The 11958-nt window shown below is 61.4% G+C and carries 11 protein-coding genes; 4 read left to right on the top strand and 7 right to left on the bottom strand.

Annotated elements, in window-relative coordinates; all coding sequences use genetic code 11:
* The first annotated feature begins 59 nt into the window (after window positions 1-59).
* Window positions 60-3533 carry a PAS domain-containing hybrid sensor histidine kinase/response regulator gene (locus tag GGI48_RS23880; protein WP_179600320.1) on the top strand — a complete coding sequence of 1158 codons (3474 nt, stop codon included), beginning with the start codon at window positions 60-62 and terminating at the stop codon, window positions 3531-3533.
* Window positions 3534-3545: 12 nt separating this feature from the next.
* Here GGI48_RS23880 and rmuC read toward each other — a convergent pair whose 3' ends face one another.
* A complete protein-coding gene (rmuC, locus tag GGI48_RS23875) occupies window positions 3546-4913 on the bottom strand; it encodes a DNA recombination protein RmuC (protein WP_179602105.1) in 1368 nt (455 codons plus the stop codon).
* Window positions 4914-5088: 175 nt separating this feature from the next.
* On the bottom strand, window positions 5089-5412 hold the full coding sequence (locus GGI48_RS23870; protein WP_080963128.1) for a hypothetical protein: 324 nt from the start codon (window positions 5410-5412) through the stop codon (window positions 5089-5091).
* 877 nt (window positions 5413-6289) lie between these two features.
* Here GGI48_RS23870 and GGI48_RS23865 point away from each other — a divergent pair.
* From GGI48_RS23865 to GGI48_RS23855, 3 genes are all read left to right on the top strand, one after another.
* Window positions 6290-6514 (top strand): hypothetical protein, encoded by a 225-nt coding sequence (locus GGI48_RS23865; protein ID WP_016967457.1) that lies wholly within the window; start codon window positions 6290-6292, stop codon window positions 6512-6514.
* 271 nt (window positions 6515-6785) lie between these two features.
* Window positions 6786-7268: a hypothetical protein gene (locus GGI48_RS23860; protein WP_179600318.1), complete on the top strand. Its 483-nt coding sequence runs from the start codon at window positions 6786-6788 to the stop codon at window positions 7266-7268.
* A 144-nt stretch (window positions 7269-7412) separates the two neighbouring features.
* Window positions 7413-8693 carry an OmpP1/FadL family transporter gene (locus GGI48_RS23855; RefSeq protein WP_103741906.1) on the top strand — a complete coding sequence of 427 codons (1281 nt, stop codon included), beginning with the start codon at window positions 7413-7415 and terminating at the stop codon, window positions 8691-8693.
* 77 nt (window positions 8694-8770) lie between these two features.
* Here the strand turns inward: GGI48_RS23855 and GGI48_RS23850 are convergent, their stop codons facing one another.
* The 5 genes from GGI48_RS23850 to GGI48_RS23835 all read right to left on the bottom strand — a co-directional run bounded on the left by GGI48_RS23850 (window position 8771) and on the right by GGI48_RS23835 (window position 11958).
* Window positions 8771-9322, bottom strand: a complete 552-nt coding sequence (locus GGI48_RS23850; RefSeq protein ID WP_103741907.1) for a glutathione peroxidase — start codon at window positions 9320-9322, stop codon at window positions 8771-8773.
* A gap of 55 nt (window positions 9323-9377) precedes the next feature.
* Window positions 9378-9500 carry a hypothetical protein gene (locus GGI48_RS31225; protein ID WP_256596705.1) on the bottom strand — a complete coding sequence of 41 codons (123 nt, stop codon included), beginning with the start codon at window positions 9498-9500 and terminating at the stop codon, window positions 9378-9380.
* Window positions 9497-10699: an MFS transporter gene (locus GGI48_RS23845; RefSeq protein ID WP_047305611.1), complete on the bottom strand. Its 1203-nt coding sequence runs from the start codon at window positions 10697-10699 to the stop codon at window positions 9497-9499. Before GGI48_RS23845 ends, GGI48_RS31225 begins: the two co-directional genes overlap by 4 nt.
* 52 nt (window positions 10700-10751) lie before the next feature.
* Entirely contained in the window at window positions 10752-11156 is a 405-nt protein-coding gene (locus GGI48_RS23840; RefSeq protein WP_016965798.1) for a MarR family winged helix-turn-helix transcriptional regulator, read from the bottom strand.
* 70 nt (window positions 11157-11226) lie between these two features.
* Entirely contained in the window at window positions 11227-11958 is a 732-nt protein-coding gene (locus GGI48_RS23835) for an adenosylcobinamide-GDP ribazoletransferase (RefSeq protein WP_179600316.1), read from the bottom strand.

Genomic DNA, 11958 nt, shown 5'->3' with positions numbered 1-11958 from the left:
CATCGTGCCAGACTGTCTGGCCGGGCTGAGGTGCCCGGTGTCTTTGCTCCGGAGTTTCCATGTCGTTGTCCAGCGGGCTGATTGCCGCCGTTGCCCTGGCCTATATGGCCATCATGTTCGCCATCGCTTTCTACGGCGATCGTCGCAGCACACCCCTGCCGCCACGGGTACGGGCCTGGGTATACAGCCTGTCGCTGGCCGTCTATTGCACCAGCTGGACCTTCTTCGGCGCCGTCGGCCAGGCCGCCGAGCAGCTCTGGGCCTTTTTGCCGATCTACCTGGGGCCCATTCTGCTGCTGGTATTCGCGCCCTGGGTGCTGCAGAAGATGGTGATGATCAGCAAGCAGGAGAACATCACCTCGATCGCCGACTTCATTGCCGCGCGCTACGGCAAATCCCAATCCCTGGCGGTGGTGGTGGCCTTGATCTGCCTGGTGGGCGTGCTGCCCTACATCGCCCTGCAGCTCAAGGGCATCGTCCTCGGAGTCAACCTGCTGATCGGCGCCGGGGCCGATGCCATGGGCACCCGGGCCCAGGACACGGCGCTGATCGTGTCGCTGATCCTGGCGCTGTTCACCATTGTCTTCGGCACCCGCAACCTGGATGCCACCGAGCACCACCGCGGCATGGTGCTGGCGATTGCCTTCGAGTCACTGGTCAAGCTGTTCGCCTTTCTCGCCGTGGGCGCCTTCGTCACCTTTGGCCTGTATGACGGTTTCGACGACCTGTTCAACCAGGCCATGCTGGCGCCGCGCCTGGAGCAGTACTGGAAGGAAACCATCAACTGGCCATCGATGGTGGTCCAGACCGGGGTGGCGATGATGGCAATCATCTGCCTGCCACGGCAGTTCCACGTCACCGTGGTGGAGAACATCGAACCCCAGGACCTGCGCCTGGCCAAATGGGTGTTCCCGGCCTACCTGGCCCTGGCGGCGCTGTTTGTGGTGCCCATTGCCCTGGCCGGACAGATGCTGCTGCCCAGCAGCGTATTGCCGGACTCGTTCGTCATCAGCCTGCCCCTGGCCCAGGCCCATCCGGCCCTGGCCCTGCTGGCGTTCATCGGCGGTGCTTCGGCCGCCACCGGCATGGTGATCGTGGCCAGCGTGGCGCTGTCGACCATGGTGTCCAACGACATGCTGCTGCCCTGGCTGCTGCGTCACAAGAATGCCGAGCGGCCCTTTGAAGTGTTCCGCCACTGGATGCTCTCGGTGCGCCGGGTCAGCATCGTGGTCATCCTGTTGCTGGCCTATGTCAGCTATCGCCTGCTAGGCTCCACCGCCAGCCTGGCGACCATTGGCCAGATCGCCTTTGCCGCCGTGACCCAACTGGCACCGGCCATGCTCGGCGCGCTGTACTGGAAACAGGCCAACCGCCGCGGGGTGTTCGCCGGACTCGCCGCCGGCACCTTCATCTGGTTCTACACCCTGGTCCTGCCCATCGCCGCCCACAGCCTGGGCTGGTCCCTGAGCAGTTTCCCCGGCCTGGCCTGGCTGCACGGCAACCCGCTGCACCTGCCGATCACGCCCCTGACCCAGGGCGTGGTGCTGTCCCTGGCCGGCAACTTCACCCTGTTCGCCTGGGTTTCGGTGCTGTCACGCACCCGGGTCTCCGAACACTGGCAGGCCGGACGCTTCATCGGCCAGGAAATCAGCGGCCGCCTCAGTTCGCGCTCCATGCTGGCGGTGCAGATCGACGACCTGCTGAAACTCGCCGCGCGCTTCGTCGGCGAGGAGCGCGCCCGCCAGAGCTTCATTCGCTTCGCCTATCGCCAGGGCAAAGGCTTCAACCCCAATCAAAACGCCGATGGCGAATGGATCGCCCACACCGAACGCCTGCTCGCCGGTGTCCTTGGCGCCTCCTCGACCCGCGCCGTGGTCAAGGCTGCCATCGAAGGCCGGGAGATGCAGCTTGAAGACGTGGTGCGCATCGCCGACGAAGCCTCGGAGGTGCTGCAGTTCAACCGCGCCCTGCTGCAAGGGGCCATCGAAAACATCACCCAGGGCATCAGCGTGGTGGACCAGTCGCTGAAACTGGTGGCCTGGAACCGTCGCTACCTGGAGCTGTTCGATTACCCCGACGGCCTGATCAGCGTCGGCCGGCCGATTGCCGACATCATTCGCCACAACGCCGAACGTGGCCTGTGTGGCCCGGGAGAAGCGGAAGTCCATGTCGCCCGGCGCCTGCACTGGATGCGCCAGGGGCGGGCCCATACCTCCGAGCGCCTGTTCCCCAATGGCCGGGTCATCGAGCTGATCGGCAATCCGATGCCCGGCGGCGGCTTCGTCATGAGCTTCACCGACATCACTCCCTTCCGTGAGGCCGAGCAGGCGCTCACCGAGGCCAACGAAGGCCTGGAGCAGCGGGTGGCGGAACGCACCCATGAACTGTCCCAGCTCAACGCCGCACTGACCGAGGCCAAGGGCACGGCGGAAGCCGCCAACCAGTCCAAGACCCGTTTCCTTGCCGCCGTCAGCCACGACCTGATGCAACCCCTGAACGCTGCAAGACTGTTTTCCGCCGCCCTCTCCCATCAGGACGACGGACTCTCGCCCGAAGCCCAGCAACTGGTGCAGCACCTGGACAGCTCGTTGCGCTCCGCGGAAGACCTGATCAGCGACCTGCTGGACATCTCGCGCCTGGAGAACGGCAAGATCACCCCTGAGCGCAAGCCCTTCGTGCTCAACGAACTGTTTGACACCCTGGGGGCGGAATTCAAGGCCCTGGCCCAGGAACAGAACCTGCAATTTCGCGTGCGCGGCAGTCGCTTGCGGGTCGACAGTGACAGCAAGCTCTTGCGCCGGGTCCTGCAGAACTTCCTCACCAACGCCTTCCGCTACGCCAAGGGGCCGGTGCTGCTGGGGGTACGCCGTCGCGGCGACTCATTGAGCCTGGAAGTCTGGGACCGTGGACCGGGCATCCCCCAGGACAAGCAGCAGGTGATCTTCGAGGAGTTCAAGCGCCTGGACAGCCACCAGACCCGCGCCGAAAAAGGCCTGGGCCTGGGCCTGGCGATTGCCGATGGCCTGTGCCGGGTGCTCGGCCACCCTCTGCAGGTACGCTCCTGGCCCGGCCAGGGCAGCGTGTTCAGCGTCAGCGTGCCCCTGGCCCGCAGCAGCGCAATTGCTCCGGGCAAGGCCGCCGAGGTCAACGGCCAGTCGCTCAATGGCGGGCAAGTGCTCTGCGTGGACAATGAAGACAGCATCCTGATCGGCATGAATAGCCTGTTGACGCGCTGGGGCTGCCAGGTCTGGACCGCGCGCAACCGCGAGGAGTGCGCGGCGCTGCTCAAGGAAGGCATTCGCCCGCAATTGGCGTTGGTGGATTACCACCTGGACGATGGCGAAACCGGCACCGACGTCATGGCCTGGCTCCGCACCCAACTGGGGGAACCGGTGCCTGGCGTGGTGATCAGTGCCGATGGGCGTCCGGAGATGATCGCCCAGGTGCACGCGGCGGGGCTGGATTACCTGGCCAAGCCGGTCAAACCGGCCGCCTTGCGCGCCCTGCTGAGCCGGCATCTGCCGCTGGGCTGAACCTGTGCCGGATTACTCCGGCCACTCCAGTTCGCGCCCTTCGGCATCGGTCATCGCCCGCTCCAGCAAATCGCTCGGCAGGCTCTTGCTGGCACGGGCGCCCAGCAACTTGAGCTGTTCACTGCGGCTGACCAGGTTGCCCCGGCCCTCGGTCAGCTTGTTACGCGCCGCCGAGTAAGCCTTGTCCAACTGCTGCAGGCGATTGCCGACTTCATCCAGGTCCTGGATAAACAGCACGAACTTGTCATACAACCAGCCTGCGCGCTCGGCGATTTCCCGGGCATTCTGACTCTGGCGCTCCTGTTTCCACAGGCTGTCGATCACCCGCAGCGTGGCCAGCAAGGTGGTCGGGCTGACAATCACGATGTGCCGGTCGAAGGCTTCCTGAAACAGATTGGGCTCGGCCTGCAGCGCAGCGGAAAACGCCGCCTCAATGGGCACGAACAGCAGCACGAAGTCGAGGCTGTGCAGCCCTTCAAGGCGCTTGTAGTCCTTGCCGGCCAGGCCTTTGACGTGGTTGCGCAGAGACAGCACATGCTGCTTCAGGGCCGCCTGGGCAACCTGTGGATCATCGCTGCCGACATACTGCTGATAGGCGGTGAGGCTGACTTTGGAGTCCACCACCACCTGCTTGTCACCCGGCAGCATGATCAGTACATCGGGCTGGAAACGCTCGCCATCCGGCCCCTTGAGGCTGACCTGGGTCTGGTATTCGCGCCCTTTTTCCAGGCCGGCGTGCTCCAGGACCCGCTCAAGTATCAGCTCGCCCCAGTTGCCCTGGGTCTTCTGGCCCTTGAGGGCGCGAGTCAGGTTGGTGGCCTCATCGCTCAGACGCAGATTCAGTTGCTGCAGGCGCTCCAGCTCCTTGGCCAGGGAAAACCGCTCACGAGCCTCGGCCTGATAGCTTTCCTCGACCCGCTTCTCGAACGACTGGATGCGCTCCTTGAGCGGGTCCAGCAATTGCCCCAGACGCTGCTGGCTGGTTTCGGCGAAACGCTGTTCGCGCTCGTCGAAAATCTTGCCCGCCAGCTCGGCAAACTGGGCTCGCAACTCGTCCCGCGAACCCTGCAAATCGCTCAGGCGCTGCTGGTGGCTTTCCTGCTGCTCGCGCAGTTCGGCGTGCAACGAGGCGGCCAGGGCATCCAGACGACGCAGTTCGTTCTCTTTGGCTGCCCGCTCCAGGTTCCAGGCGTGGGCCGCATCACGGGCGTTGTCACGCTCGATCTGCAGCAGTTCCACTTCACGACGCAAGGCGGCCAGGTCGGCCTGCTTGAGGGCGTTGGCCTGACTCAGATCACTGACTTCATCGCGGCTGGCATCCAACTGCGCGGCCAGGCCCTCCTGAGCCAGTTGGGCAGTGGCCAGACGCTCTTCCAGCACAGACAGCTCGCTCTGGCTGGAACTGGCACGCCGCTGCAGCTGCCAGGCCAGCATCAGTAACGGCAACGCCGCACCCGCCAGGCCGAGCAGCAGGCTGGTCAAGTCCATAGCCATAACGATTCCTGTCATCGAAATAAGGAACGAAGGTTAACCAAGCCACCGGAGGTTGGACAGCTCAGTCTTCGATCCGCCCCAGCTCAAGTTGCGCACGGCGGTCGCCGGCACGGGCAGCCTGGCGCAACAGATCGTGACCGATACGACGGTCCCGGGCATTGCCGCACTCGCGGCACATCAACTGCCCCAGGCGACTCTGTGCAGCCACCACGCCATCACGCGCAGGCTGCTTGAGCAAACGCCCGGCAAAGTACTTGACGTTGGTGTTGTGTCCCAAGCGTGGACTGTCCAGCAGCCACAGGGCAACCCGCAGGGAAAAGCGCTTGGGTTCGGTAACACTGGCAAGAGGGGCGGTAACAGAGGGTGATACTGAGCGAAACTTCATAAAACACTGTGGGGCAGATCGGAAGGCGCGCCACTCTACTCCTTTTTTCGCTCGGGTAAAGACCAAAAGAGCCAGCATGCCCGTGCTAGAGCAAGCGCTTGGGACAATCCACAGAAGCTGTGGATAACTCAGTGGACAACCCCTCCACAACCCTCCCAAAGCCCCATGAGACGGGCCTTCCAGTCAAACTGACGATTTTTTCACCAGCAAAAAAAGACGATATTTATCATTGACTTAAATTCTTGAGACAGGCTATAGGAAGCGCACTGGGGAAGGTGACAGCCGGGTGACATGTGGCACAACAAGTGTGCACAACCCTGCGCACATTAACGTCGGCAATGCACCACTTTCGTACACCCAGCCGCGTCGAAGGTGACACAATCGCCTCCCTGCGATGTCTCTGCCCAGGACATATTTTTCTTAGCACACTTGCATTCCTGCCTTCAACCCAATAGAATCCGCCCCGTTAGTACCAAGCTGAAAGTCAATTCTGGTCGAACAAGTCCCGCCGACACCTCTCCAAACGAGAACAACGTCGTATATCAAGGACCGACCACCTCGCTGGTTTCCAGGTAATTCTCAAACTGACACCGCCCTTGAAACGATCAAAGGCCGTGCCCAAGTTACTTACTCTGACCGAACCAACCTGCAAATTGATCAGGATCGCCACCCTGGGCACAGAACCTTTGCCCTTGTTGTGTTGCCTGCCCTCCTAAGTACCTACCTGCCAGCCCCTAGCGCAACCTTATTAAAGCGCTGCAACTGGCTGCTTTGTTCCAGTCGGGTTCTTCGTCTGACCAATGGTGGTCGACGTTACTGGAACGTTTTAACGCTGCACGGCTCTTAACCGTGTCATTTGTAGGAACACCTAATAATTATGTCCACTCAACTCCAGACTCAGGATGCCATTCGCACCCTAACCCACGCTTTTGCTCCGTTGAACTGCCTGATCATGGCCACTCGCAAAGGCTGCTTCAGCTTCACCCTGGTGAATGAACACGGCATCGCCCGTCACAGCGAACGCCTGTATCCCGATCAATACTCCAGCGCCGAACCGCTGCAGGCCGTGATCGAGCGTACACGCCAGGCCCTGGTGGCCTGATACGCCGCAACGCTGAAAACCCAAGAGCCTCGCCTGATCGCGGGGCTTTTTATTGCCTGTGATTTGCCAATCCACTCCTCCAGCCAAAGCACCAATAGGTATAAGGCTTATAACAAGAGCTTGGAAATGTTTTAAAAACAGGCCTTTACAACGTAGATATGACACTACACTTCAAGTCAGGCGGCACGTGCCGCTTCCGGCAAACCTGATCCTTTCATCGCTGCCAAGCACCTTCGGGTTTCGCCGGCCACCTTCCCCCCTCGAGGGCATTATGGGTATCGCCGCCAGCGAGTTGTGCCGCTATGTCATTCGCCCGACGCTGATGTACCTGGGCAGTCATAGCAAAACCGCTGAAGCCTTGTTGCTGGGCATTGCCGCCAGTCAATCGGCGCTGGGCTCGGCACTGCACGATCGCCGCGGCCACGGTCTGTATCGCATCACCGAAGTGCGCCACCAGGCCCTATGGGATCACTACCTGGCGCTGGACCCGGAACGGGCCAGCCTGGTGAGAGGACTGGCCAGCCAGCACGCGTTCCTCGCCGGACCGCACCTGGAACTGACCGTCAATCTGCGTTACGCCACCGCCATCGCCTGGCTGCTGGTGGAACAACAACACACCCCGCTCCCCGCAGCCGACGATCTGCTCGGCATGGCCCGCATCTGGAGGAAGACCTTTCAACCACAAGGACGTTTGAGAGATTTCGCCTGCGCCTGGCAAAACTGCGTTTCGCCGCTGAGCCAAGTCGCCTGCTGACACCGGCTTTTACAAAATCGGAGAAAAAAGCCGATTCTGGTCGGATTGTCCTACAAAAACCCGGAAAATCTACTGATTTAGCCTATAGCGCCGTAGCCGAAATGTTGGTAATTTTCGCCTCGGTGATCACCAGGAGTTCTAATAATGAAAAAAGTAATGCTCAAATCCACCATAAGTCTCGCGGTTGCACTTGCCTCTACCCAGCTATTTGCCAGCGGCTTTGCTCTTAACGAACAAAGCATTAGCGGCATGGGTACTGGTTTCGCGGGGCGCTCCTCTTCTGCCGAAGATGCCAGCACCGTTTACGGGAACCCTGCGGGTATGTCCCTGCTGAAGCGCGACCAAGTAACCGTCGGCGTAGCAGCAATCGATGCCAAGACCAATCTGAAAAACGTCAAAGGTGGCCCTCCCGGCGGCACCAGCGATGGCGACATGGTTCCGTTCACCAGCGTTCCTATGGGGTTCTTCGTCAAACAACTGGGCAACGGCTGGGCATTGGGTCTGGGCGCCTACGCCCCCTTCGGCCTGGTTACCAACTATGAACCTTCCTCTGCCAGCCGTTATTACGGCGACAAGAGCGTAGTCAAGGTCATTACCCTGCAACCCACCGTCAGCTATGCCTTCAACGATATGGTGTCGATCGGCTTTGGCCCGACCATCAACCGTCTGAGCGGTGAACTGACTTCCGCGACCCCGTTTCCAAACCCTGCGCTCTTCGGCCGCAATGACGGCAGCGTGAAGATCAAGGGTGACGACACCGCCATCGGCTACAACGTCGGCATCATCGTCCAGCCTACCGAGACCACTCGCCTGGGCCTGACCTACCACTCGAAGGTCAAGTACAAGCTGGACGGCCACACCGACATCGCAGGCCCGGGCTTCGGTCCTTTCAACGGCGGCCGTTACGATGCTTCGTTGGACATCACCACCCCGGAAGTCGTCGACTTCTCGGTCACCCAGAAACTGGATGACCAATGGACCGTCTACGCAGGTAGCACCTGGACTCGCTGGAGCCGCCTGAAAGACATCACCGTAAACAACCAGGGCGTTCCAGCCCTGCTCGGCGGCTCCGCCGGCCCGATCGGCACCATTTCCGAACCACAGAACTGGCACGACACCTGGGCCTCGGCGATTGGTGTTTCCTACAAAGTCAACAAAGAGTGGGTTCTGCGCAGCGGCCTCTCGGTTGACCAGGCACCAACCAACAACACCGATCGTTCGGTTCGTATCCCTACCGGTGACCGTAAGGCCATCAGCTTTGGTGCCGGCTACAGCCCGACTGATGACCTGACTCTGGACCTGGCGGTTTCCTACCTCAAGGAAGAAGACGTCAACGTCAACAGAACCGGCAAGGGCAACGCTTACAGCGCTACCTACCAGAACAGCGCATGGGGCTATGGCCTGGGCGCTACCTACAAGTTCTAACGAACGGTAGACCGCTCAGCTTCAAGCCAATAAAAAACCCGCAATTGCGGGTTTTTTATTGGTCAATGGATGCTTGCTCAAGACTTCGACGCCAACGCCTTCTCCACCGCCTCTATGAATTCCGGATTATCCGGCTTGGTCAGGCTGGAAAAGCTGGCAATCACATTGCCCTGCCGATCCACCACGTACTTGTAGAAATTCCACTTCGGCGCGCTGCTCTGCTGCGCCAATACCTTGAACAGATGCACCGCATCCGCCCCCAGCACCTTCTGCGGCTCGGTCATGGTGAAGGTCACGCCATAGTTGACGTAGCAGACCTTGGCCGTCTCGGCCCCGTCCTTGGACTCCTGCTTGAAGTCATTGGACGGTACGCCTACCACCTCCAGCCCCTGCTCCTTGTAACGCTGATACAGCGCTTCAAGGCCTTTGAATTGCGGAGCAAAGCCACAGAAGCTCGCGGTATTGACCACCACCAGCGGCTTGCCGGCAAAGCGCTGGCACAGATCGATGGACTCCTTGGCGTGCAACTTGGGTACAGATCCCTGCAGTAACGCCGGACAATCCGCCGCCCAGGCCGAACCTGCAAACAATGTGAGTAATGCCGGAACCACAAACCAGCGCTTAGCCATGTTCAACGTCCTTCAATAGTCGTCGGATATCGACGTTACTCGCCCCTCTGCCCACCTAGCAAGCACCCATGCCCAACTGCATCAGCGCCAGCCCGCCGCGATGCCATCCCCACCAGGCCAGCCACAGCAGCCCAATGCCGACGCCCAGGCCGGCACTCCAACCCAGCCATGACTTCACGCTGCACTCGCCTGCAAGCGCGCCACCGGCCGCTCGCGCACCGGCCAATTGAGAGCCGCGGCCAACAGACTGAGAAGAATCGCCACCTGCCAGATCAAGTCATAACTCCCGGTACGGTCATACACCACGCCCCCCAGCCAACCACCAAGGAACGAGCCCAACTGATGGAACAGAAACACGATGCCGCCAAGCATGGACAGGTTCCTGACCCCGAACAAGGTGGCGACCGTGCCGTTGGTCAAGGGCACGGTGGACAGCCAGAGAAAGCCCATGGCCATGCCGAACAGGTAGGCACTGGTCTGGGTCACCGGCAGCCACAGGAACAGGCCGATCACCACCGCCCGCAACAGGTACAGACCGGTCAACAGCCGTGGCTTGGACATCCGTCCGCCCAACCAGCCCGCCGTGTAAGTGCCAAAGATGTTGAATAAGCCGATCAGCGCCAGCACCGTGGTTCCGACTGTCGCCGGTAGATGCTGATCCACCAGATAGGCCGGCAGATGCACGCCAATGAACACCACCTGGAAACCACAGACAAAGAAGCCGAACGCCAGCAACCAGAACCCCGAATGAGAGCAGGCTTCACGCAGGGCCTCGCCCAGGCTCTGTTCATGCCCCAGCACCGGCAGCGGCTTGTCCTTGAGCATGCTGACCAGCGGCACGATCAGCGCCACCAGCAGCCCCAGCACCAGCAATGCCGTCGACCAGCCCAGCCAGCCGATCAGCCCCAGGGTTCCCGGGAGCATGGCGAATTGGCCAAAGGAGCCTGCGGCACTGGCGATCCCCATGCCCATGCTGCGCTTTTCCGGCGGCAAGGCACGACCGACCACCCCGAGAATCACCGAGAAGGAAGTGCCGGACAAACCGATGCCAATCAGCAACCCGGCACTCAGGGACAAGCTCAGCGCCGAATCCGAAAGCCCCATGAACACCAGCCCGACCGCGTACAGCACGCCGCCGATCAACACCACCCTGGCAGCCCCAAAACGATCGGCCAGGGCTCCGGTAAAGGGCTGGGCCAGCCCCCAGATCAGGTTCTGCAGGGCAATGGCAAAGGCGAACACTTCACGCCCCCAACCGAACTGCGCGCTCATGGGCGGCAGAAACAGGCCAAAACCGTGCCGCACGCCCAGGGACAGCGCCAGGATCAATGCACTGCCGAGGAGGACCCAACCGCTGGTGCGCCACATCGATGACATTTTTATTCTCCAGTTACGGGTATATACCCGCTTGTAATCGAACGAATCGGCGTCAGGCCAGTTCGTTCAGCAAGGCCAACAAGGTTTCACGCTTCTGCGCGCCCAAACGATCGATCAGTCGCTGCTGAGCGGCCTCCCAGGCCGGCAAGGCCGCCGCCAGGCGCTCGTGCCCCGCCTCGGTCAGTTGCACCAGGCGATTGCGCTGATCGTCACCTTCCAGCAAGCGGACCAGACCGGCCGCCTCCAGCACCCGCACATTACGTCCCAGGGTACTGCGATCCAGGCCCATGGCCTCCGCCAGGCTGGAAATGCTCGGCTGATCGAGACGCAGCAGATTGTTCAGCAAGGAATACTGGGCGACGTTGATGCCGAAGCCATCGAGGGCGCCGTCGTAATACCTGCTGACGCCACGCGCGGCACGACGCAGATTGGTGCACAAACACTGAGAGGGAAGCATGGTGCGTGTATATACCCGCGATTAATTCAAGGCAAGAATTTTCAACTCAATCGGCAGATCCGGATCTGCCTCAAAATGCCACCACCGCCAGCAGCACGGTTACTTCCAGCAACTCCAGCAGCGCCCCGGCGGTGTCGCCAGTGGTGCCGCCCAAACGCCGCATCATCAAGTGTCGCAGCCAGACAAACAGCACCAGCGCCAGCAGCAGCGCCCAGAGTCCGCGGTAGCCGCCCAGCAGCAAACAACCGAGCACGCTCACTCCCAACACCTGCCGCCCCGCTAGCCGCGGCAGGTGATCGGCCAGAGCCTGTCCCAGACCGCCGGCGCGAACATAGGGCGTACTGAGGAACAACCCGAGCAGCGCCGCACGCCCGATCAACGGCGCCAGCAACAAGGCGAAAGCCTGCTGCTGCTCGATCAGCGCCACCAACGCGGTGAACTTGAGCAACAGCACCAGCACCAGGGTCACCACCGCGATCGGTCCGCTGCGCGGGTCCTTCATGATGCTCAAGGTACGCTCGCGATCGCCAAAGCCCCCCAGCCAGGCATCGGCGCTGTCAGCCAAACCATCCAGATGCAAACCTCCGCTGAGCAGGACCCAGGCAGCCAACAGCAGCGCCGCGTGCACCAACAACGGCGTACCACCGAGCAGAGCGTTCACCCCCCACAGCAACACACCAAACAACAGCCCTACCAGCGGATAGAACAACAGGGAGCGCCCCAACTCCTGGGGTTCCGGCATGCCCGGCAAGCGCACCGGTAAGCTGCTGAGAAACTGCAAGGCAATCCAGAATGGCAGCAT

It is taken from the genome of Pseudomonas protegens (genome assembly GCF_013407925.2).
Lineage (GTDB): Bacteria > Pseudomonadota > Gammaproteobacteria > Pseudomonadales > Pseudomonadaceae > Aquipseudomonas > Aquipseudomonas fluorescens_AP.
The sequence above is the reverse complement of the archived record's forward strand: the minus strand, read 5'-3'. Positions and strand labels throughout refer to the sequence as shown.